At 56.3% G+C, this 21,361-nt stretch carries 19 protein-coding genes and 3 rRNA genes; 5 read left to right on the top strand and 17 right to left on the bottom strand.

Annotated features, from left to right (window positions below):
• Positions 1 to 9 precede the first annotated feature (9 nt).
• The 3 genes from I6J28_RS03170 to I6J28_RS03160 all read right to left on the bottom strand — a co-directional run bounded on the left by I6J28_RS03170 (position 10) and on the right by I6J28_RS03160 (position 1,463).
• Complete coding sequence (locus I6J28_RS03170) at positions 10 to 258, bottom strand: GlsB/YeaQ/YmgE family stress response membrane protein (RefSeq protein ID WP_005325340.1); 249 nt, start codon at positions 256 to 258, stop codon at positions 10 to 12.
• 120 nt (positions 259 to 378) lie between these two features.
• Positions 379 to 1,278 (bottom strand): universal stress protein, encoded by a 900-nt coding sequence (locus tag I6J28_RS03165; RefSeq protein ID WP_005325338.1) that lies wholly within the window; start codon positions 1,276 to 1,278, stop codon positions 379 to 381.
• A gap of 41 nt (positions 1,279 to 1,319) precedes the next feature.
• Positions 1,320 to 1,463, bottom strand: coding sequence for a hypothetical protein (locus I6J28_RS03160; RefSeq protein WP_005325337.1), 144 nt, complete (start codon positions 1,461 to 1,463; stop codon positions 1,320 to 1,322).
• Here I6J28_RS03160 and I6J28_RS03155 point away from each other — a divergent pair.
• Positions 1,444 to 2,454 (top strand): pseudouridine synthase, encoded by a 1,011-nt coding sequence (locus I6J28_RS03155; protein WP_430516387.1) that lies wholly within the window; start codon positions 1,444 to 1,446, stop codon positions 2,452 to 2,454. The two genes, I6J28_RS03160 and I6J28_RS03155, sit on opposite strands and share 20 nt — an antisense overlap.
• Positions 2,455 to 2,805: 351 nt before the next feature.
• On the opposite strand, the gene rrf is transcribed toward I6J28_RS03155, so the two are convergent.
• From rrf to I6J28_RS03125, 6 genes are all read right to left on the bottom strand, one after another.
• Positions 2,806 to 2,923, bottom strand: a 5S ribosomal RNA gene (gene rrf / locus I6J28_RS03150).
• Positions 2,924 to 3,055: 132 nt separating this feature from the next.
• A 23S ribosomal RNA gene (locus tag I6J28_RS03145) occupies positions 3,056 to 6,123 on the bottom strand.
• Positions 6,124 to 6,576: 453 nt separating this feature from the next.
• Positions 6,577 to 8,094 (bottom strand): 16S ribosomal RNA (locus tag I6J28_RS03140).
• Together the 16S, 23S and 5S rRNA genes form the textbook arrangement of a ribosomal RNA operon.
• 578 nt (positions 8,095 to 8,672) lie before the next feature.
• Positions 8,673 to 9,644: a beta-carotene 15,15'-monooxygenase gene (locus I6J28_RS03135; RefSeq protein WP_204610740.1), complete on the bottom strand. Its 972-nt coding sequence runs from the start codon at positions 9,642 to 9,644 to the stop codon at positions 8,673 to 8,675.
• Positions 9,641 to 10,444 carry an AAA family ATPase gene (locus I6J28_RS03130; protein WP_204610738.1) on the bottom strand — a complete coding sequence of 268 codons (804 nt, stop codon included), beginning with the start codon at positions 10,442 to 10,444 and terminating at the stop codon, positions 9,641 to 9,643. Before I6J28_RS03130 ends, I6J28_RS03135 begins: the two co-directional genes overlap by 4 nt.
• The gene (locus I6J28_RS03125) at positions 10,441 to 10,815 is read right to left on the bottom strand and encodes a GntR family transcriptional regulator (protein WP_005327000.1); all 375 of its coding nucleotides are present in this window, start codon (positions 10,813 to 10,815) and stop codon (positions 10,441 to 10,443) included. The genes I6J28_RS03130 and I6J28_RS03125 overlap by 4 nt, the downstream gene beginning before the upstream one ends.
• A 203-nt stretch (positions 10,816 to 11,018) precedes the next feature.
• Between I6J28_RS03125 and I6J28_RS03120 the strand changes: the two genes are divergently transcribed.
• The gene (locus I6J28_RS03120) at positions 11,019 to 12,116 is read left to right on the top strand and encodes an NYN domain-containing protein (RefSeq protein WP_204610736.1); all 1,098 of its coding nucleotides are present in this window, start codon (positions 11,019 to 11,021) and stop codon (positions 12,114 to 12,116) included.
• On the opposite strand, the gene I6J28_RS03115 is transcribed toward I6J28_RS03120, so the two are convergent.
• Entirely contained in the window at positions 12,113 to 12,850 is a 738-nt protein-coding gene (locus I6J28_RS03115) for a PspA/IM30 family protein (RefSeq protein WP_005325958.1), read from the bottom strand. The two genes, I6J28_RS03120 and I6J28_RS03115, sit on opposite strands and share 4 nt — an antisense overlap.
• 84 nt (positions 12,851 to 12,934) lie before the next feature.
• On the bottom strand, positions 12,935 to 13,303 hold the full coding sequence (gene trxA / locus I6J28_RS03110) for a thioredoxin (RefSeq protein WP_005325956.1): 369 nt from the start codon (positions 13,301 to 13,303) through the stop codon (positions 12,935 to 12,937).
• A gap of 117 nt (positions 13,304 to 13,420) precedes the next feature.
• On the opposite strand from trxA, the gene I6J28_RS03105 reads away from it, so the two are divergent.
• The 3 genes from I6J28_RS03105 (at position 13,421) to I6J28_RS03095 (ending at position 16,368) form a co-directional block, all read left to right on the top strand.
• Complete coding sequence (locus I6J28_RS03105) at positions 13,421 to 13,621, top strand: heavy-metal-associated domain-containing protein (RefSeq protein WP_005325954.1); 201 nt, start codon at positions 13,421 to 13,423, stop codon at positions 13,619 to 13,621.
• A gap of 8 nt (positions 13,622 to 13,629) precedes the next feature.
• The gene (locus tag I6J28_RS03100) at positions 13,630 to 15,783 is read left to right on the top strand and encodes a heavy metal translocating P-type ATPase (RefSeq protein ID WP_204610734.1); all 2,154 of its coding nucleotides are present in this window, start codon (positions 13,630 to 13,632) and stop codon (positions 15,781 to 15,783) included.
• A gap of 120 nt (positions 15,784 to 15,903) precedes the next feature.
• Positions 15,904 to 16,368, top strand: coding sequence for a VanZ family protein (locus I6J28_RS03095; protein ID WP_204611396.1), 465 nt, complete (start codon positions 15,904 to 15,906; stop codon positions 16,366 to 16,368).
• A gap of 1 nt (position 16,369) precedes the next feature.
• Here the strand turns inward: I6J28_RS03095 and dnaB are convergent, their stop codons facing one another.
• The 6 genes from dnaB to I6J28_RS03065 all read right to left on the bottom strand — a co-directional run bounded on the left by dnaB (position 16,370) and on the right by I6J28_RS03065 (position 21,359).
• Entirely contained in the window at positions 16,370 to 17,800 is a 1,431-nt protein-coding gene (gene dnaB, locus I6J28_RS03090) for a replicative DNA helicase (protein ID WP_005325950.1), read from the bottom strand.
• Between the two features lie 467 nt (positions 17,801 to 18,267).
• Positions 18,268 to 18,720 carry a 50S ribosomal protein L9 gene (rplI, locus tag I6J28_RS03085; protein WP_005325949.1) on the bottom strand — a complete coding sequence of 151 codons (453 nt, stop codon included), beginning with the start codon at positions 18,718 to 18,720 and terminating at the stop codon, positions 18,268 to 18,270.
• A gap of 48 nt (positions 18,721 to 18,768) precedes the next feature.
• Complete coding sequence (locus I6J28_RS03080; protein WP_005325943.1) at positions 18,769 to 19,314, bottom strand: single-stranded DNA-binding protein; 546 nt, start codon at positions 19,312 to 19,314, stop codon at positions 18,769 to 18,771.
• Positions 19,315 to 19,363: 49 nt separating this feature from the next.
• Positions 19,364 to 19,654, bottom strand: a complete 291-nt coding sequence (gene rpsF, locus I6J28_RS03075) for a 30S ribosomal protein S6 (protein WP_005326996.1) — start codon at positions 19,652 to 19,654, stop codon at positions 19,364 to 19,366.
• Between the two features lie 122 nt (positions 19,655 to 19,776).
• Positions 19,777 to 19,965, bottom strand: coding sequence for a hypothetical protein (locus tag I6J28_RS03070; protein ID WP_198492222.1), 189 nt, complete (start codon positions 19,963 to 19,965; stop codon positions 19,777 to 19,779).
• Positions 19,962 to 21,359, bottom strand: coding sequence for a glycosyltransferase family 87 protein (locus I6J28_RS03065; protein WP_204610732.1), 1,398 nt, complete (start codon positions 21,357 to 21,359; stop codon positions 19,962 to 19,964). Before I6J28_RS03065 ends, I6J28_RS03070 begins: the two co-directional genes overlap by 4 nt.
• Between the last annotated feature and the right edge of the window lie 2 nt (positions 21,360 to 21,361).

Genomic DNA, 21,361 nt, shown 5'->3' with positions numbered 1-21,361 from the left:
AAGTTCGGGCTACTTCTTGATGAGCCCCACGATCCACAACAGGATACAAGCACCACCCGTAGCGGCAATCAAGGAGAAGATCCATCCACCTTCCTCGATATTCAGGAAGTGGATAATCATGCCACCGATGATGCCACCCAGCACACCAACAATAAGGTTGGTCAGCAGGCCGTGGTCGCGCTTCATAATCTTCTCTGCCAGCCAGCCGGCAATGATACCAATAACAATCGAGCTAAAAAGCCCCAGTCCCAAATTCATGCAATCCTCCTAAATTAGCGGGTAGTACCTTAGCGTACACGAGCGCACACTACCTAAGGCGGCCCCACACAACAAGAGCGCTCCGCCCTTGTGGGCGAAGCGCTCTATGCACAGCAGCTTTTAGCTTTCCTCATCCGGACGGACAACCATCATCGGGCACGGTGCGGACTGCAACAGTGCGCGAGAGGTCGATCCCAGGAGCATACCTTTAAAGCCGCCACGACCGTGCGAGCCAACAACCAGTAGCTGCGCGCCTTCTGCAGCCTCGGTCAAAGCGCTCACTGGACGATCGCGGGTAATGAGCTTCTTTACCTCAACTTCTGGGTATTCCTCACGCGGCTCCTTCAGATTCTCAGTCAGAAGCTCGCTCTGTTCCTTTTCAATATCAGCCCACTCGGACTGGGCGGCCGACAGACCCGCCAAGGAAGCCTGCACCTGCATATCCATCCAAGTATGCACGGCAATCAAAGCAGCACCGCGGGCCTGCGCCTCTCGGAATGCGTAAGCCGTGGCCTTCTGCGAAACCTCGGAACCATCCACACCAACGACGACAGGGCCGTACTTGGTGGAGTCCGTAACATGATTATCCTCGCGAACGACGACCACCGGGCAAGAGGCGTGGGATACAACCGAAGCGGAGACAGAACCCATTACCATGCCGGACAGGCCACCCATGCCGCGGGAGCCCATGACGATCATGGTGACATCGTGCGACATTTCTAGCAGCATGTCGATCGGGGAGCCCTCGGCCACAGTGTGACCAATCTTCAGCTCTGGGGCTACCTCATGAGCGATGGCGCGAGCTTCCTCGATCTTCTCGAGGGTCTCAGCCTGCAAGTCGTCGAAAAGCTCCTTTGGCGGAACCATGCCCTCTGCGTACAGGAACTGTGGCATGGTGTAGCTAGATGCGATTCGCAGTGGAATCTCGCGCTTCATAGCCGTATTTGCGGCCCAACGAACTGCATTCTTCGATGCATCCGAACCGTCAACGGCAACGACTACAATGTCTTCCTTAGCCATGATGTGTCCTTTCGGTGGTTATACCTTAATTGTAGTACGGATTAGGCTTGAGGGTTGACGGTTGCAGCCTCGGAATTCGACGGGAACATAACGGTGTACACAAACTCCAGGACGGTGCGAATTACGGCACCAATACCTTCAGAGAAGAAGGCAACAACCGGTTCAATGAGAGAGTTAAAATCCATGGACAAAACATTAATACATCGCCGAAAAGGTTTCACGCCTTTGCCGATCAAAGACGGTCTGAATCCAACCCGCGTGCGCACTCCCGAGGCAGGCATAACGGCCTGGGATTTTCTTAGTGCAGTAATTTCGGCACAACGCCATCGACACCCCGACGACGACGCCTCGGCGCTCCAGGCGCGCTTCGACTCTGGCGAGGTTGTCCTACGCAATCAGACCAAGCTTCGGCCGGACTCAATATTAGGCAACGACGAGGACGTCTTTTTCTACCGCATTCCGGCACCCGAAACACCGGTGCCTTACGACGTCCCCATTCTCTTCGAGGATGAACATATCCTCGTCGCCGATAAGCCGCCGTTTATGGCAACCATGCCACGCGCACGCCACATCGTACAGACAGCTACAGTCCAGCTCCGACGAATGACAGGAAACGACGAGCTCGCACCGGCGCACCGCCTAGACAGACTTACCTCCGGAATTTTGCTATTCACCAAACATCGTGATGTTCGCGGCGCCTACCAAACGCTCTTTGCGGAAAAGAAAGTACAAAAGACCTATCAGGCGATCGCCGAATACCGCCGCTTTCCGACGCCCCTACAGTGGGCCTCCCACCTCACCAAAACCCCCGGCGAAATCCAAGGCCGCATAGGCAATGGCACCCCCAACGCGTTTACTACTCTGACTGCAGTAGAACTAATAGATAACGCCCCGTATGAAAAGATCCACGGAGAACTGCCACAATTAGGCAAATACACGCTCAAACCCACCACGGGCAAGACCCATCAATTGCGTCTCCACATGTGGCAGGCTGGAATACCCATCCTGGGTGATCCTGTCTATCCAGAAATCCTCCCTGAAGACGCGGAGGATATGCGGATCCCAATGCATCTCACAGCAACGCACATCGAATTCACTGACCCGCTCAGCGGGAAGTACCGGGAGTTCGAGTCCGCCCTTCCTCTCTATACGCACCGCTTAATAGATCAAACATAGCCGACACACTGTGTAGTCCATGAAACTGTCACGTGGCGAAAAAGTATAGCCAAAGCCGGTGCCCTTTACGAGTAGATAAAGGAAAATCACCGAGCCATTCCTAGTCCGTAGATCCCAGTAACAAGCACAGTTCGGTGCGGGAACACTCTCAATCGCTCGTCCTGAAGTGTTCTCCTGGGGGCCTAATGCCTATAAACTTCAGCTACGACGAAAGGGCGGCGGTGTGCAACTTGCTACGTGTTCCGTCGCGTGATGCTTGCTCCCCGCAAAACGTGAAAGAAGGGAAGAGGACGGTGGGTGTTCCGTTCTCTTCCCTTCTTTTGGGTTATTAAATTATCTATTGTTGTTTGGTGTCGGCGGTGACTTACTCTCCCACAACCTCCCGGTTGCAGTACCATCAGCGTGTGCAGGCTTAGCTTCCGGGTTCGGAATGGGACCGGGCGTTTCCCTGCAGCTATTGACCACCGACAAACATACGAAGCAAAAATACCCTCTTGGGTGCCCTTGCTTGGGTGTTGTGTCAGATACTGCATAGTGGACGCGGTCACGACAGTGACTGTTTCTTCTTCTTACTCTTTTGTTGTGTTACACCAATGTGTGTTGGTGTTTGTTGTGGTCAATTAGTACCAGTAGCCTTCACACCTTACAGTGCTTCCAGGTCTGGCCTATCTACCCTATCGTCTTTAGGGGACCTTAACGAAACCTCATCTTAAAACAGGCTTCCCGCTTAGATGCTTTCAGCGGTTATCCCTTCCGTACGTAGCCAACCAGCGATACCCCTGGCGGGATAACTGGCACACTAGAGGTACGTCCGTCCCGGTCCTCTCGTACTAGGGACAGCTTTCTTCAAGTTTCAACGCGCGCGGCGGATAGAGACCGAACTGTCTCACGACGTTCTGAACCCAGCTCGCGTGCCGCTTTAATGGGCGAACAGCCCAACCCTTGGGACCTACTCCAGCCCCAGGATGCGACGAGCCGACATCGAGGTGCCAAACCATCCCGTCGATATGGACTCTTGGGGAAGATCAGCCTGTTATCCCCGGGGTACCTTTTATCCGTTGAGCGACACCACATCCACAAGTAGGTGCCGGATCACTAGTCCCGACTTTCGTCCCTGCTCGACATGTCTGTCTCACAGTCAAGCTCCCTTGTGCACTTACACTCACCACCTGATTGCCAACCAGGCTGAGGGAACCTTTGGGCGCCTCCGTTACATTTTGGGAGGCAACCGCCCCAGTTAAACTACCCACCAGGCACTGTCCCCAACCCAGATCATGGGCCAAGGTTAGATGCTCAATCCGATCAGAGTGGTATTTCAACAACGACTCCACCACCACTAGCGTGATAGCTTCATAGTCTCCCACCTATCCTACACAAACCGAACCAAACACCAATACCAAGCTATAGTGAAGGTCCCGGGGTCTTTTCGTCCTGCCGCGCGTAACGAGCATCTTTACTCGTAGTGCAATTTCACCGGGCCTGTGGTTGAGACAGCAGAGAAGTCGTTACGCCATTCGTGCAGGTCGGAACTTACCCGACAAGGAATTTCGCTACCTTAGGATGGTTATAGTTACCACCGCCGTTTACTGGGGCTTAAATTCTCAGCTTCGCAGTCAAAGACTACTAACCGGTCCTCTTAACCTTCCAGCACCGGGCAGGCGTCAGTCCATATACATCAACTTAACGTCTTCGCATGGACCTGTGTTTTTGATAAACAGTCGCTTCCCTCTATTCTCTGCGACCCCACAACGCTTAACACCGCAAGGATGCTCACACCGTGGGGCCCCCCTTCTCCCGAAGTTACGGGGGCATTTTGCCGAATTCCTTAACCACAGTTCACCCGAACGCCTTAGTATTTTCAACCTGACTACCTGTGTCGGTTTAGGGTACGGGCCATACACACACATCGCTAGAGGCTTTTCTCGACAGTACAGGATCACCACCATCAACCCCATTGGGTCTACGCATCACGTCTCAACCAAATGTGTGGCGGATTTGCCTACCACACGATCTGCACGCTTACACCACCAATCCAATAAGTGGCGTGGCTACCTCACTGCGTCACCCCATCACTTGAACCACACATCAGGCCCCACGACATCAACACCACCAATCTTCAAAGAAGACTAGCAGTGCATCCGCGGTGGTTAGTATCAGTGCTTTATCATGGGCGCGCATGTACGGGTACCAGAATATCAACTGGTTATCCATCGACTACGCCTGTCGGCCTCGCCTTAGGTCCCGACTCACCCTGGGAAGACGAACTTGACCCAGGAACCCTTAGTCATCCGGCGGATAGGATTCTCACCTATCAATTCGTTACTCATGCCTGCATTCTCACTCGCACACAGTCCACGCCTCCTTACGGTAACGCTTCAACCCATGCACGACGCTCCCCTACCCAAACAAAAAATGTTTGCCGCGGCTTCGGCGGTGTACTTGAGCCCCACTGAATTGTCGGCGCAGAACCACTCGACCAGTGAGCTATTACGCACTCTTTCAAGGATGGCTGCTTCTAAGCCAACCTCCTGGCTGTCTTCGCGATCCCACATCCTTTTCCACTTAGTACACCCTTAGGGGCCTTAACCGGCGATCTGGGCTGTTTCCCTCTCGACTATGAAGCTTATCCCCCACAGTCTCACTGCCGTACAACACAATTAGTGGCATTCGGAGTTTGGCTGACATTGCTAAGATTGTAGTCCCGCTCAACCAACCAGTCGCTCTACCTCCACCAAGCTATAATACGACGCTGCACCTAAATGCATTTCGGGGAGAACCAGCTATCACGGAGTTTGATTGGCCTTTCACCCCTACCCACAGCTCATCCCCGCAGTTTTCAACCTACGTGGGTTCGCGCCTCCACAACCTCTTACAGCTGCTTCACACTGGCCATGGGTAGATCACCCCGCTTCGGGTCCAGGACATGCCACTTTACACCCCATTAGGATTCGGTTTCCCTACGGCTACCCCACACGGGTTAACCTCGCGACATGCCGCTGACTCGCAGGCTCATTCTTCAAAAGGCACGCCATCACACACAAACGGTGCTCTGACGGATTGTAAGCACATGGTTTCAGGAACTATTTCACTCCCCTCCCGGGGTACTTTTCACCATTCCCTCACGGTACTCATACACTATCGGTCACACTGAGTATTTAGGCTTACCGGGTGGTCCCGGCAGATTCACAGCAGATTCCACGAGCCCGCTGCTACTCGGGCAACCCAACAACCCACATGCCATTGTCTTCAACTACAGGACTCTCACCTTCTCCGGCAGGTAATTCCAAACCACTTCACCTAACAACAACACACGAGCACGATGATGGTAGTCACCGTCCATTGGGGCCCACAACACCGCACACACAACCCCTACCAGGTATCACATGCACACGGTTTAGCCTCATCCACGTTCGTTCGCCACTACTAGCAGAATCATTATTATTTTCTCCTCCTACGGGTACTGAGATGTTTCACTTCCCCGCGTAAACCCCCACAACAGCTATGAATTCACTGAAGGGTAACCCCACATAACCAGGGCCAGGTTTCCCCATTCGGACATCCTCGGATCAACGCTTAATTGACAACTCCCCGAGGCTTAACGCAGCCTTTCACGTCCTTCATCGGCTCAGCATGCCAAGGCATCCACCATGCGCCCTTAATAACGAACACACAAACCACCCACACCAAAAAGCGCAGATGGCCACACAAGTGAACTTGACAAAAATTGATTAAAGAAAAAAGAAATCACACAAACACACACAAACAAACCACAAAAGCAATCCATCCGTGCGTGTTTAATGCTCGCGTCCACTATACAGTTCTCACACAACACCCCAACCACAACCTGCCAACACGGGCAGTGTCAACAAGCCTTATGGTCAGGCACAAAAAAGGGGGATAATGCCCCAGACACCCAACAATGCACCAACATACAAACAACATTTACTTTTCACTGTGCACGGACAACGTGTGTCACAAAGCGCCATTCAAACACTTGGTCTTGCCTCATCAGGTGTGTGTTTCACCCGGACAATTTTTCAACAATAAAAGCTGGCAGCATGACACTCGCATACTCAACCAACCACAGGGTGCAACTGCACCCGAATAATAAAAGCTCCTTAGAAAGGAGGTGATCCACCCGCACCTTCCGGTACGGGTACCTTGTTACGACTTCGTCCCAATCGCCGATCCCACCTTCGACGGCTCCCTAACAAGTTTGGGCCACCGGCTTCGGGTGTTACCAACTTTCATGACGTGACGGGCGGTGTGTACAAGGCCCGGGAACGTATTCACCGCAGCATTGCTGATCTGCGATTACTAGCGACTCCGACTTCATGGGGTCGAGTTGCAGACCCCAATCCGAACTAAGGCCGGCTTTCAGCGATTCGCTCCACCTCACAGTGTCGCTGCGCGTTGTACCGACCATTGTAGCATGTGTGAAGCCCTGGACATAAGGGGCATGATGATTTGACGTCATCCCCACCTTCCTCCGAGTTGACCCCGGCAGTCTCTCATGAGTCCCCAACCAAATGCTGGCAACATAAGACAAGGGTTGCGCTCGTTGCGGGACTTAACCCAACATCTCACGACACGAGCTGACGACAACCATGCACCACCTGTACACCAGCCACAAAGGGAAAGACTATCTCTAGCCCAATCCGGTGTATGTCAAGCCCAGGTAAGGTTCTTCGCGTTGCATCGAATTAATCCACATGCTCCGCCGCTTGTGCGGGCCCCCGTCAATTCCTTTGAGTTTTAGCCTTGCGGCCGTACTCCCCAGGCGGGGCGCTTAATGCGTTAGCTACGGCACGAAAGTCGTGAAAAGACCCTCACACCTAGCGCCCACCGTTTACGGCATGGACTACCAGGGTATCTAATCCTGTTCGCTACCCATGCTTTCGCTCCTCAGCGTCAGTAACTGCCCAGTAACCTGCCTTCGCCATCGGTGTTCCTCCTGATATCTGCGCATTTCACCGCTACACCAGGAATTCCAGTTACCCCTACAGTACTCAAGTTATGCCCGTATCGCCTGCACGCCCGGAGTTAAGCCCCGGAATTTCACAGACGACGCGACAAACCACCTACGAGCCCTTTACGCCCAGTAATTCCGGACAACGCTCGCACCCTACGTATTACCGCGGCTGCTGGCACGTAGTTAGCCGGTGCTTCTTATCTAGGTACCGTCACAAAAAGCTTCGTCCCTAGCGAAAGGAGTTTACAACCCGAAGGCCGTCATCCCCCACGCGGCGTCGCTGCATCAGGCTTGCGCCCATTGTGCAATATTCCCCACTGCTGCCTCCCGTAGGAGTCTGGGCCGTATCTCAGTCCCAATGTGGCCGTCCACCCTCTCAGGCCGGCTACCCGTCGCCGCCTTGGTAGGCCATTACCCCACCAACAAGCTGATAGGCCGCGAGCTCATCCTACACCGAAAAAACTTTCCAACCATCACACTAAAAATGGCTCCTATCCGGTATTAGACCCAGTTTCCCAGGCTTATCCCGAAGTGCAGGGCAGATCACCCACGTGTTACTCACCCGTTCGCCACTCGAGTACCCTGCAAGCAGGGCCTTTCCGTTCGACTTGCATGTGTTAAGCACGCCGCCAGCGTTCGTCCTGAGCCAGGATCAAACTCTCCACAAAAAAATTTCAGAACAACATCCGAAACAGGCCGTGAAAAGCCCGAAACCCAACAAAAGAACAAACCACCACAAACCACAAAAGCCTGTGCTGGCGTCCAAAAATTACTACAAAGAAAAAATAAGTTCCCTCAACCCGACGGGGTCAAAAATAAGGAAACCAAAAAAGTTGAACACAATCACATGCCAACCAATCCATCTCAATGCAGCCGAAACACCAAACAGCATTCAAATAAGTACGTGTTCCACATACCCAACCGGCACACACCAACCAACAAACCACCTAGGTCTATTGGCAGACAAACCAATCAACACACAACCATGCACACAAAAAATAAAAAGTACATTGGCACACTATTGAGTTCTCAAACATCATCACCACACAACAACCACACACACTTTGGCGTGTAGCTCATTGTGAGCAAAAAGAATTTTGTTTTGTCAGGGCCTGTTTTCCTATCGCCGCTTCAGCCAGGAACTTTTCTGTTCCTGTGGGGCGCTGTCGGTCGCGCTGACTCGTATTAAGTTACACAGCGACTTAAACAAACACAAATCCCCAGGCCAACCCTTCTTTTGAGCGGTTTAATCTATGCCCATCCAAGCGCTCATTCCGCCACGGTGAGCGTTTGCTCGGCGAATGTACGCGGGCAGCATCAAAGCCCAGACTGTATAGAAAGCCACCGCCAAGAAGAGCTGGGCAACCGCGGAGACCGGCACCACAGTGCGCAGAAGTGCCATCCCAGCAATGAGGACCAGGTAGAGAGCGAATAAGTGCCAGTTCTTCTTTCCCAGAAATTCCAGACTGACCACTATAGGGGCGCAGGTGGCACTAAGCAGCACGATGTCCGCTACAAGTTCACCGTCGTTTGCCAGTACTGCGCTGGAGGTGGTCGCGACTAGGACAGGTATCAGGCCGAGCACGGCAGTATGCCGGGACCAAACAGCACGACTTCCACCAAGCACCGTGTATTCGCGCAGAGATACTCGCAAGCTGTGGAAAGCTGCGAAGAGCATCACAATTGAAAGTGTCCAGATGAAGATGCCAAGGAAACCAAGCAACGGGATGTCCTCCTTATACCGGCTAAGTACAAACCCGATTGCTTGCGCCAGACACGCAGCACTCCATGCCTTGACCTGCCGGCGGTAAATGGTTTGCCCGGCCAAGGTGCGAGGGAACCATCCAAATCCGTTTGAGGGTTGGGAACCGGTCGTGGTGTACCCGACCCGTTTAGGAGTAGCCCTGCGGTACATGGCCCACGCCGCTGCGACGGCATAAATGGGCAATGCCCACCACAACTGCACGGTGAGGGCACCGATAGCTGCCGCTAGTGCGCACAGGGCAACGAGACAGCGGCGATGTTCATTCCAGATTTTCGAGCCTAGCCCCACCAACTGATACTTCTTAAAGTCTGGTGTCAGGGAAAGTATTAGCGACAAGGAAAAGATCACGGGGAGCGCGTTCCACGTTCCCTGCGCCATGACGGGCATGACGAGCAAAGCGAAAAGGAAAAAGGTCCAGCTCCACCAATCGCCTAGGTACCACAGTAGTTTCATGCTTTCTCCTCCAGTGCCAGGACCGCGCGCTCCAAGGAGACCTCAGTGACGCGCAGACCGTAGGCCTGGGCCGTGCGGAAGATGGGATCGGTGGCGGTAGAGCGGGCGTCGATAAGCACGCGGTCCCCCAAGCCTGTGGTTTCCCTACTGAGTACGCGGAGGTCGAGCTCTTCGACCGCTGCATTGAGAGCCTCCGATGGGCCGGTGAGCTCAAGAATTCCCTCGATGAAGTCATCGATAGGACCGGAAATTGGGTTATCCCCCATCAGCGAAACGGTGTCGAGGAGACCTGCTACCTCATTGAGGTGATGGGTAGAGATGACAATTGTGCGGCCGTGCTCCTCGCGCAGCACCTGATAGAAAAGCTCCCGGCGCTGAGTATCGAGGCCCAGATAGGGCTCGTCGAGAAGCATGACCTCGCAGCCAGAAGCAACGGCGAAGATAAATCCCACCGTAGACTTTTGCCCGCGGGACAGGGAAGAATAAGCCTTGGCCGGCACGTCGAAGCGAACCAGCAGCTCATTAAACCGGTCATCGTTCCAGCGCGGCCAGCGTGCCTTTCCTATGACACCCAGCTTTCCGATGCCCCAGGAATCCGGCAGCGGGTTATCAATCCCCATCAAAATAACCCGGTTGAGAACCGATTGCTTATCAAAGGGCTTCTCTCCAAAGACCGTGATACCGCCTGATTGGATTTGGCCGGCAATCTTGCGCAGGAGCGTGGTTTTGCCTATGCCGTTGGGGCCGACTAAGCCGTGTGTGAGGCCATCAGCAAAAGTGAATTCTCGTGTTGTAATCATGAGTACATTCCTCGGCTTTCTGCAACGCGATCAAATAGGTCATGGAGCTGGGCGCGGTTGTAGCCCAGGCGAACAGCTTCGTCGACAAGCGGTGCCATGTATTCCGCCGCAAAGTCCGCGCGGCGGCGCTCGCGGATCGTTTTCAGGGCCCCTTCCGCCACGAACATGCCGATGCCACGGCGCTTATCCAGCACCCCGATATCCACCAGGAGGCTGATGCCCTTGCGGGCAGTGGCCGGGTTGATGTTGTGAAAATCAGCAAGCTCGTTAGTGGATGGGGCCCTATCCCCTTCGCCCAAGGTGCCATCCACGATGGCGTCCTCCACCAAGGAAGCAATCTGACGGAAGAGTGGTTGCGTGGAATTATCCATCGCCCCTCGGTTCGTTGGTTAGTTACTTGTGTAACCAACCATATCGGCAACACCCCACCCCTGCAATACTTCCAAAGAGAAAACTTTTTTGCTGCCACTGCGCTGGGATTTTGCCCAAGGTTATCGACGTTTTGTGACTAATGGGGCACACTGGAAACCACAAAGAATTTTATTTAGAACAATTAGAACGGAACTTAGGAGCCATGCTTGAACGCACACTCGTCTTTGTCGATACCTCATACTTGCTCGCTAGCTTTTATAACTCGTGGGAAACGGGTGCCCGCGCACAACTAGAAATCGATCTGCCCGAGGTGGTCAGCACCATGGGCGGGATGATTGAGAACCAACTTGGGACCCCCATCCAGCGCCAATACTGGTATGACGGCATTCCCGATACCGGCCCGCACCGCTACCAGCGCGCACTGCGCACCTGCGAAGGGGTCCAACTGCGCACCGGTCAGCTCATTGAATGGGGCGAGCGCCGCACCCAAAAGGCCGTAGATACCCGCCTCGTAGCGGACATGGTCATCGCCGCCATGAAGGGACAATTCACCGACTTCGTCCTCGTCAGCGGCGATGCGGACATGATTCCCGGCGCACAAGCGGCCGTGGATAACGGGATCCGCGTACATCTTTATGGGTTTGGCTGGGACTCCATGTCCTCCGCACTGCGCCATGCGTGCGATTCCACCACCATCTTGGATCCTCGCGAGGACTTCGCAGACGCTATGGAATTGCAGGTCCTAGAAGGCCCGCTTCCTCCAGTGGTGCGCGAAAATGCGCATAAAGATGGCGAGGAAATGCCCGAACCGGATGAATGCGGCGAGCCCTCAGAGGTGGAGGCAGCCTTCGGCGCCACAGAAAAGCCCACCCCGGCCCCGACGCCCAAGCCGGCTCCTCCCAAGGCGGATGCCGCAGAGGATTCCCCCGCCGAGGAGGACTCTCCGGCGGAGAAGCCGGCGCCCAAGCCGTCCATGATGGCACCGCGGCGCAAGCTGCGCTCTAAGTATGTACCGCTGCCGGAAGAAGTATGGAGCTCGGCCGGCTTCCAATCCCCATTCGACGTGGGCCAGCAATACGCCTCGTGGTGGTTCGATAACGCTGCTAGCACCGAGCAGCGCGATCAAGCACATCTGCTTTCTGGCGGCGGGCTTCCCCCAGAGATCGACCGCCCACTTTTGCAGTTTGCCTGCGAGACCCTGCACGAATACACCCTGACCGAAACCCAGCGCGTGAACCTGCGCGATGGATTCCACTCAGGGATTCGTGGAGTTCTGATTAATGTTCGCCGGCAGAATTAATCGCCGGATTCGAGCTCTTTCTTCTTTTTAAGATCCGCCCGGATGGCATCAAGGCGCGCAGTCGCCTTCATGTCATTGCCGGCGGCTTGGATCTCATTAATGCGATCGCCGCCGGTGGCGTGCTGCAATTCTTGGGCGCCAAGGGCATCGGCGTAGCGCTTTTCAATCTTGGCGCGGACAGAATCAAGAGTAGGCACGGAATCGTCCGGGTTGAGCTGATTCATGGAATCAATAGCCTGGGCGTTCTTTTCTTGCATAGCCGCCTGGTCCGCCTGGGCCTCCAGCTGGCTAACTTGCGCTAGTTGTTCCTTCAAGCGCGCCTCAGACTGCTGCTGCTGGCTCTTGGCCTGCGCGGCAGCCTGTTCTGCGGCGGCGTACTGCTGCTTAACGTCCTCCAGCTCCTGCTCCACCGCTACCAGCTGGGAGGCAACCACTTCCGCAGCCTGGTTATATTCGGAAGCCTTTTGCGGGTCCTCTGCAGAATCCGCCAGCTCCAATGCACGCTGGGTTTGAGACTGGTAGTCCTGCTGAGACTTCACCAGGCGGTTCATCTGCATCTCCAGCTGGGACTTATGGCCGATGATTTCTGCAGCGTGATCAGAAATCTGCTGGTGCTGCTCCTTGGCGGCCTGAACGGCCTGCTGGATCTGCACCTTCGGATCAGCGTTCTCATCAATCTTCTGATCGAAGGAACTCATCATGTACTTCCAGCCCTTGCTGAAGGGGTTAGCCATTATCTTCTCCTTTGGACATAAAAAAGACGCTTTCTAGCGAGTTTAGCGATACTCACCAGAAAGCGCCTAGGAAGCCGGCGGGGATTAACCCTGCGCGTTCTGCTCTTCTACCTGGCGGCGAACCTCCGCCATATCGAGCTCCTTGACCTGCTTCAGCAAGTCTTCCAATGCTGCAGGTGGCAGCGCGCCAGCCTCGCGGAAGACCAAGATGCCATCGCGGAAGATCATCAGCGTAGGAATAGACTGAATCTCCAGCGCGGATGCGAGGCCCTGGTTAGCCTCGGTATCGAGCTTGGCAAAGGTAGCATCCGTGTGCTCTTCGGAGGCCTTTTCAAAAACCGGCGCAAAGCGCTTGCAGGGGCCGCACCAATCGGCCCACGCGTCTACGAGCGTAATGCCCTCGCCGGTAACGGTTTCTTCAAAGTTTTCTTCGGTGACATCGATAGTAGCCATGGTTGTTCTAACTCCTTTGCGGATTGCTTTATTCCCCAACGTACATGAAATATCCTTGCTATATACCCCTAGGGGGTATAAAATGGGCCCGGAAACCAACCCTAAGAAAGGATCATCATGAGCACCAAGAACTACACCGTAGAGGGCATGACCTGCGGACATTGCGAAATGTCGGTAAAAGAAGAGGTCGGCGAAATTTCTGGCGTTAGCGAGGTCACTGCTGACCACACCACCGGCGCCGTAACGGTTACCGGCACCGATTTCACCGATGAACAGGTAGCAGCCGCCGTGGCTGAGGCCGGCTACACGCTGAAGTAGGAACCACCATGTCCCACTTGGACCTTGGCGTAACAGGAATGACGTGCACCTCCTGCTCCTCCCGCGTCGAGCGCAAGCTAAACAAGCTCGAGGGAGTAAGCGCCAGCGTCAATTTCGCTACCGAGGCGGCGGCCATCGAGTACGACTCCCAGACGGTAAGTCCACAGGAGCTCATTTCGGTGGTGGAGGGCGCAGGTTACGGCGCCTTCGATATGGCGGGGGCGAAGACGGAGGAGCCCCAGGCCGAGAAAAGCCGTGACGGGGGCCTGCTGCGCCGCACCATTATCTCGGGTGCCCTATCGCTGCCGCTCATGGTGGTCTCGATGTGGCCAGCACTGCAATTTCCCAATTGGCAGTGGGCCTGCGCCATCGTGGCCACCATCGTTTATATCTTTGGTGGCGCGCCTTTCCACACCGCTACGTGGACAAACCTCAAGCACGGTTCTTTCACCATGGACACGCTTATCACCATGGGAACCTCAGCGGCCTACTTTTGGTCGCTATGGGCACTGTTTTTCGGCAACGCGGGCGAACCGGGCATGAAAATGCACATGACACTGGACGCGAATGCGGCGCAGATGGATCACATCTATTTCGAGTCCGTGGGCATGGTCATTACCTTCCTCCTGCTCGGTCGGTGGTTCGAGGCGCGGGCCAAAGGCCAGTCCTCTGAGGCCCTGCGGGAGCTGCTCTCCTTAGGCGCTAAGGAAGCATCGGTGCTGCGCGAGGGAGGCGAACAGCGCATTCCAATTGCCCAATTGCAGGTGGGCGATGTCTTCGTAGTACGCCCAGGCGAGAAGATCGCCACCGACGGCATCGTCGTTTCCGGCAACTCAGCAGTCGACGCCTCCATGATTACCGGCGAGCCCGTGCCCGTTGAGGTCGGCCCCGGCGATGCGGTGACCGGCGCAACCATTAATGCCTCCGGCAAGCTCGAGGTCCGAGCGACCAAGGTGGGCGAGGATACGGTACTGGCCCAAATGGCCCAGCTGGTCACGGATGCACAAACGTCCAAGGCGCCGGTACAGCGCCTCGTGGACCGCATTGCGCAGGTCTTCGTCCCCGCGGTCATGGCCGTAGCAGTGCTGACACTCCTTGCCCATCTTTTCTTCGGCGGGGTGGCCCCGGCCTTTATCGCCGCGGTCTCCGTCCTCATCGTGGCCTGCCCTTGCGCTATGGGCTTGGCGACGCCCACCGCGATCCTCGTCGGCACCGGCCGCGGGGCACAGCTGGGGCTTGTCATTAAAGGCCCGGAGATCCTGGAATCTACGCGGCAAATCGATACCATCGTCATGGATAAGACCGGAACGGTCACCGCCGGAGAGATGTCCGTTACCGCCGTACACGGCGACGTGCTCGACTTGGCCGCGGCCGTGGAACACAACTCCGAGCATCCCATCGCTCGCGCTATCGCCCGAGAAAGCACGGTGGAACCAGCTACCGATTTTGCAGTAGTTTCAGGCGGCGTGGAAGGAACTGTGGAGGGGGCCCGGGTGGGCGTCGGCAAGCGCCAAAGCCCGTTGGGCGACCTAGAAGCGCCATTCCGCGCCGCACAGGACGCTGGTGCCACGCCGGTGGTCGTCACCGTCAACGGGCAGCCTGCAGGCATCATTGAGGTACGCGATACCCTCAAGCCGAGCTCGTCCGCCGCTGTGGCACAGATGAAGGAGCTAGGGCTTACCCCTTACCTGCTGACCGGCGATAATGCCGGGGCCGCCCGCGCCGTGGCTGCCGAGGTAGGAATCGATCACGTCAGCGCCGAGGTCCTGCCCGAGGACAAGGTGAACCACATCAAGGAGCTGCAGGCCGCGGGGCACACCGTGGCGATGGTGGGCGATGGAATTAACGACGCCGCCGCACTGGCCCAAGCCGACCTCGGCCTCGCCATGGGCGCAGGTACCGACGTTGCCATTGAAGCCTCCGATATCACCCTGATGAACGGCGATTTACGCTGCGCCGCTGATGCTATTCGGCTCTCGCGCCGCACGCTAGCAATCATTAAGGGCAATCTCTTCTGGGCCTTCGCCTATAACGTCGTACTCATTCCCGTGGCCGCGCTCGGCTGGCTCAATCCCCTGCTGGCGGGCCTGGCCATGGCACTGAGCTCGGTTTTCGTGGTTACTAACTCGCTGCGGCTGCGCGGCTTTTCCGTCCGTCGCTAAATAAGGCCGCCGAGGCACCCCTGTGCAGGCTAGCATTGGCGGGGGTGTACACTCCCCCGCCACGAAAGAAAGGACTAGCGCGTGCTCAGCAGGGTATCCCTCGCCGCGTGGACCGCGGTCATGGTCGCATTGACCACGCTCAAGCCCTTCTACCAGATTGGCTACTTGTGGAAGCCGGAAAATCAGCGTGCCCGAGAACTGCGCTGGGTACCATTCGATGAATTTTCCGGCGGCAGCTGGTTTGGCCCGCTCTTTGAGTACGCGGGCAATACCGCATTCTTCATCCCCTTCGGCATGCTGGTCTTTAGCCTCTGCCGCTCCGTTAAGAAGACAGCTGCGTGGGGATTTGGCCTCAGCCTCGTACTAGAAGTGTGCCAATATGCTTTCGCCCTGGGGCGCACGGATATCGATGATCTTCTCTTCAATACCCTGGGCGCGCTTATCGGTGCGGCGTTCGCCCGCCTGTGCGGCGAACGCCTTTTCCCCGTGTGGCGATGGCTGGCGATTGCCGCAGCTGCGGTTTTCTTGGTACTGGTCATCCTTGGCCCACGATTGGGAGACCCCAACGCGGTGGTGGACCTGTAATTTATCCGTGCGCCATATTGACAAACTTGGAGTAGTGCAGCTGGTGCGCCACCTGCACGGTATCGATCGGACCGCCACGGTGCTTGGCTAGGATAATATCCGCCTCGCCGGCGCGCTCATTATCGCGGTCCTGGGAATCGGGGCGGTAGAGCAGCATGACCATATCGGCGTCCTGCTCCAGCGAGCCAGACTCACGGAGATCCGCAAGCTGCGGCTTTTTATCCGTACGCGCCTCAGGTCCACGGTTCAGCTGCGAGATCGCGATGAGGGGAACCTCCAGCTCCTTGGCCAAGAGCTTCAGCTGGCGGGAGAACTCAGAGACCTCTTGCTGGCGAGACTCGACCTTTTTACCCGAAGACATCAGCTGCAGGTAGTCCAAGACGATGAGGTCCAAGCCGTGCTGCTGTTTGAGGCGGCGGGCTTTGGACCGAATTTCCATCATCGTGAGGTTCGGTGAGTCATCAATGAAGAGTGGGGCGTCTTGCACTCGGTTGAGGGTCTCATCGATTTTTGCCCAGTCTTCGGTGGAAACTCGGCCACCACGCATATCGGCCAGCTTTACCTCTGACTCCGCCGAGAGCAGGCGCATGACAATCTCAGAAGCTGACATCTCGAGCGAGAAAATCACAGAGGACTTGCCGTGCTGCAAAGAGCAGGAACGCATAAAGTCCATGGCTAGGGTCGATTTACCCACACCAGGGCGAGCAGCAACGATGACCATTTGGCCCGCGTGAAGGCCATTGGTTAGCTTATCGAGGTCGATGAAGCCAGTAGGCACACCTAGCTCCACGCCGCCTGCCTGCTGCAGGGCAGCGAGCTCATCGATGGTGGGGTCAATAAGATCCCCCAGGACACGGTAATCTTCTGCCGTCTTGCGCTGGGCGACGGCGAAGACTTCCTGCTGCGCACGGTCCAGGACGGACTCGATTTCTGCATCTTCGGTGCCGGAAAATCCGAGCTGCACTACGCGCGTGCCGGCATCAACAAGCTTGCGCAGCACTGCCTTTTCCGCGACGATTTCGGCGTAGTAGCGAGCGTTGGCCGCCGTTGGCACTGTAGCGAGCAGCGTGTGGAGATAAGGAGCACCGCCGACGCGCTCGAGGTTATTAAAGCGGTCGAGCTGGGAGGCCAAAATGACGGCGTCGACGTCCTTGCCCTCGGAATATAGATCCAGCATGGCGCGGTAAATCAACGTGTGTGCCGGATAGTAGAAATCCTCGGGCTCCAGCTCCTCAATGACTTCCATCACCGTATGGGGACTGAGCAACATGGCACCCAGAACACCCTGCTCCGCTTCGCGGTCTGCGGGGGGCTGGCGGAATTCGCCATAGCGCTTTGGCTCTTCCTGCTGATAGCGACGGCGCGGAGCCGGTTCCTCCTCCGGCGGTGGCTCCGGTGGTAGGTGTTCATCATCAAAACTGGCGTTGGTCATGGTCTCCCCCTTGTAGCTATTCGAGCGTCCGAGCATATCGGAATCTCAGTTTAGTCTAGTGCCCGGACACCACCCCCTGGGCATAACTTCCACAGTTATCCACAGGGCAATGTGAAAATTGCAGGTCGCGGGAGCCTTAGCCCATATTTGCCCTGCATAGGCCTGTGGATAACTTCAAAACCCCATGACCTGCATAAATCAAAGACCCAGCTCAGAGCATGTTTTTCCAGATGTGAAAATAGGCACATCCTTGGTGGATAAGCGGCCTGACCTGCGAGTTAATAAAGAGGCCTCCGCGTAAACAGAGAGTTAAATTGCCAAAGAGTTATCCACAGAATTCCACAGTTATCCACAGGCCGGTTAAAACGCGCTAAAGGCCCCAAGTTCCTGCCACCTCACATAGCAGGAACTTGAGGCCTAAAGCGTTGCTGTTGTCTTTGGGTCTATATGGACCGTCGTGCGCCTAGTTAGGCAGCAACGACCGAGAAGTTCACCTTGCCGATAACATCAGCGTGCAGCTTCAGCTCGACCTGGTAGTTGCCGGTCTTCTTGACCAGGCCCTTAGGAAGCACAACGATGCGCTTATCCAGCTTAGGGCCACCGGCCTTGGAGACGGCGTTGACAATGTCTTCTGCTTGAACGGAACCGAAGAGCTTACCGGATTCGGAGGTCTTAACCTCTACCTTGACATCCGTCAGCTGCTCGAGCTGGTTGCGGACCTCACGTGCGTGATCCAGGTCGCGAATCTCGCGAGCTTCCTGGGCGCGCTTGATGCCCTCAATCTGCTTCTCTGCGCCGCGGGTAGCCACGATGGCCAGGCCGCGAGGAAGCAGGTAGTTACGTCCGTAGCCGTCCTTAACCTCAACAATTTCGCCAGCGGCGCCGAGGTTCTCAACGGCAGCGGTGAGGATCAGCTTCATGATCCCTGCCTTTCAATTGAGTTAGTTGAATAGTTGCGGGTGACAGACTTAGAACGGAGGTTCAGAATCAGCGCCTCCGAAACCACCTGCAGGTGGTGCGGAGTTCCACGGATCCTCAGAAGGAGCCTGGTTCTGCTGCGGCTGCTGTTGCTGGCCGCCTCCAAAACCGCCCTGATTATTGTTATTCGAGCGCTGCTGGCCGCCGCCAAAGTTATTGCCGCCCTCACGCGGATTGCGGTTTACCTGAGCGGTGGCGTAGCGCAGAGACGGACCGACTTCGTCGACGTCAATCTCGAATACGGTGCGGTTATCGCCCTCACGGGTCTGGAAGGAACGCTGCTTCAAGCGGCCGGTAACGATGACGCGCATGCCCTTCGACATAGTCTCGGCAACGTTTTCCGCTGCCTGACGCCATACGTTGCAGGTCAGGAACATAGCTTCGCCGTCTTCCCACTGATTCGTCTGCGAGTTATAGCGACGAGGGGTGGAGGCGACGCGGAAGTTGGCTACTGCCGCACCCGCCGGGGTGAAGCGCAGCTCGGGGTCAGCAACGATGTTGCCTACCACCGTGATATTGGTATCTCCCTGTGCCATGTCTTTACTCCTTATCGGTTACGTGGATTGTGCTTGATCCCAGTATCCGTTACTTGCTGTCGGTGCGCAGAACCTTGGTACGCAGGATGGTGTCGTTCAGGTTCAGACGGCGGTCGAGTTCGGCAACCGAAGTGTGCTCGCACTCCAGGTTGACGACGGCATAAATGCCCTCTTCCTTCTTGTTGATGGGGTATGCAAGACGGCGCTTGCCCCATACATCAAGGTTCTCAACCTTGCCGCCTTCCTGGCGGACGATTTCGAGGAACTTATCCAGGGACGGGGTTACGGTGCGCTCATCCTGATTAGGATCCAGAATGATCATGACTTCGTAGTGACGCACGGACCTCATCACCTCCTATGGTCTAGTAGTTTTCGGCTGCATCACCTTTGCGGATGCAGCAGGAGGGTACGTTGCGTCAAGCAACCCCACTACAGTACCGCAAATGACCGGCGAAAAGAAATCTAACCAGTGGTCGTTGCGGCGAAAAACACAGCTGCCGTCGCCGGAATGATGGTGAGGAAAAGAATGGCCAAAAGACCCAGCACGATGGGCCCGCGACGATCCTCACGATTGTGGAAGAGCCAGAAGGCTGCCATCACGCAGAGGAATCCCAAAAAGATGGATGCCATTCCGATATAGGTAACGATCATGCGAATGCCCCTGCCAAGGGGTCGCGGCCGGCGTGCGCATCGCGCACCTTATCCGTGGTCTTGCCGCACATCTGGCGAATAACGAGGACAGCCATGGCGATAATGAGGGCGTCGCGGGAGATAATCGCAACGTCAAGCAGCTCGTGCGGAATACCTTTATTGTCTGTTCCCAGCATGTGCCACATGAGTAGGGGCCATACGAGGGCATCGACAAGCGCCCAGCTAAAGACCAAGCGCCAGCGTGGCAGGGCTAGGGCCGCGGGCACTACCAGCCACAGAGAATACTGGGGCGACCATACCTTGTTGAATAGTAAGAAGGCGGCCACGATGAGGTAAACCAGCTCGGCCATGCGCGGCGTCCGCGCGCTGCGCAGGCCCAGCACCGCAATCGCCGCACAGAGAGCCAAAAACGCCACCAGGCTGAAGGTATTGAGGAACTCAGGGCTAAAGCTAATCCCAGTATTGCGGCTGAGCACCGAGTAGATGGTGGTCCACTCCGCACCGCGCTCTTGGTTGAGGCGGAAAAATTCGCGCCATGCCTCCGGATACTTCAGGGCCACCGGCGCGTTGACCACGATCCAGGTCACGGCCGCGCCGAGCAAGGCGTAGAAAAATTGCGGCCAGCGACGATTGCGCACCGCCAAGACCAGGAATGCGCCCAAGAGAAAGAGCGGCCACAGCTTAAAGGAAGTGCCAAGGCCGATGAGGACACCCGCTACGGCAGGGCGCTTGCGCGCGGCGGCCAGGAGCGCACCTACGGCAAAGGCAATGGAGGGGATATCCCAGTTGCTGAAGGCGTGAATAATGATAAGAGGGCTGGCGGCGACGAGGATGGTGTCCCAAGTGCGATTGCCCACCAGCAGGTAGACCATGTAGAGCACGCCTACCCAGATGCACGCCATGACCAAGGCGGTCAGGCCGAAGTACCATCCGGCCTCCGGGATGCCGGCCCACTCAACCAGAGAGTACGTATTGCGGGCGATCCATCCCATCAACCCCTGGAATAGGCCTGCGAGGACTGGGTACTCCATATAGCGGGTCAGGTCACCCTCTTGCCAGGAATAGGCATAGGGGAAGCCGCCTTCATCGAGGCCGCGGCCGCCGTAAAGCGGGATGATGTCGTTATAGCAAAATGAGGTGTACTGGCGGTTGCCCGCCCAATTTAGGTTAATGACCCCGTCATCACCGCGGGTGCCGCCGGCGCAATTAGCCTTCGAGAGGAATCCGCACGCCAGGAAAACCCAGCCGACGGCGATTATGGCGCGCAGCGGGGTCCACCACTGGGTGCGGCGTACACCGGCAAAACGGCCCCTTGGCCCGCCGAGGAATTCAATTACCCCGCGGGCCAAGGGTTCTGAGGAGGCGGGAATGCGCTGGTGCGGATTCGCTGTCACTG

This window comes from Corynebacterium tuberculostearicum, assembly GCF_016894265.1.
GTDB classification, from domain to species: domain Bacteria; phylum Actinomycetota; class Actinomycetes; order Mycobacteriales; family Mycobacteriaceae; genus Corynebacterium; species Corynebacterium tuberculostearicum_D.
Note: the sequence above shows the minus strand (reverse complement) of the source record. Positions and strands in the feature narration are given on the sequence as shown.

What these genes read in the sequence shown, in the direction of transcription:
- dnaB (WP_005325950.1), bottom strand. Translation starts at nt 17,800, where the DNA reads ATGACCAACGCCAGTTTTGATGATGAACACCTACCACCGGAGCCACCG.
- I6J28_RS03105 (WP_005325954.1), top strand. Translation starts at nt 13,421, where the DNA reads ATGAGCACCAAGAACTACACCGTAGAGGGCATGACCTGCGGACATTGC.
- I6J28_RS03130 (WP_204610738.1), bottom strand. Translation starts at nt 10,444, where the DNA reads ATGATTACAACACGAGAATTCACTTTTGCTGATGGCCTCACACACGGC.
- I6J28_RS03120 (WP_204610736.1), top strand. Translation starts at nt 11,019, where the DNA reads ATGCTTGAACGCACACTCGTCTTTGTCGATACCTCATACTTGCTCGCT.
- I6J28_RS03165 (WP_005325338.1), bottom strand. Translation starts at nt 1,278, where the DNA reads ATGGCTAAGGAAGACATTGTAGTCGTTGCCGTTGACGGTTCGGATGCA.
- trxA (WP_005325956.1), bottom strand. Translation starts at nt 13,303, where the DNA reads ATGGCTACTATCGATGTCACCGAAGAAAACTTTGAAGAAACCGTTACC.
- I6J28_RS03115 (WP_005325958.1), bottom strand. Translation starts at nt 12,850, where the DNA reads ATGGCTAACCCCTTCAGCAAGGGCTGGAAGTACATGATGAGTTCCTTC.
- I6J28_RS03135 (WP_204610740.1), bottom strand. Translation starts at nt 9,644, where the DNA reads ATGAAACTACTGTGGTACCTAGGCGATTGGTGGAGCTGGACCTTTTTC.
- I6J28_RS03160 (WP_005325337.1), bottom strand. Translation starts at nt 1,463, where the DNA reads ATGGATTTTAACTCTCTCATTGAACCGGTTGTTGCCTTCTTCTCTGAA.
- I6J28_RS03070 (WP_198492222.1), bottom strand. Translation starts at nt 19,965, where the DNA reads ATGATCGTTACCTATATCGGAATGGCATCCATCTTTTTGGGATTCCTC.
- I6J28_RS03170 (WP_005325340.1), bottom strand. Translation starts at nt 258, where the DNA reads ATGAATTTGGGACTGGGGCTTTTTAGCTCGATTGTTATTGGTATCATT.
- I6J28_RS03155 (WP_430516387.1), top strand. Translation starts at nt 1,444, where the DNA reads ATGAGAGAGTTAAAATCCATGGACAAAACATTAATACATCGCCGAAAA.
- I6J28_RS03095 (WP_204611396.1), top strand. Translation starts at nt 15,904, where the DNA reads ATGGTCGCATTGACCACGCTCAAGCCCTTCTACCAGATTGGCTACTTG.
- I6J28_RS03125 (WP_005327000.1), bottom strand. Translation starts at nt 10,815, where the DNA reads ATGGATAATTCCACGCAACCACTCTTCCGTCAGATTGCTTCCTTGGTG.
- I6J28_RS03080 (WP_005325943.1), bottom strand. Translation starts at nt 19,314, where the DNA reads ATGGCACAGGGAGATACCAATATCACGGTGGTAGGCAACATCGTTGCT.
- I6J28_RS03100 (WP_204610734.1), top strand. Translation starts at nt 13,630, where the DNA reads ATGTCCCACTTGGACCTTGGCGTAACAGGAATGACGTGCACCTCCTGC.
- rplI (WP_005325949.1), bottom strand. Translation starts at nt 18,720, where the DNA reads ATGAAGCTGATCCTCACCGCTGCCGTTGAGAACCTCGGCGCCGCTGGC.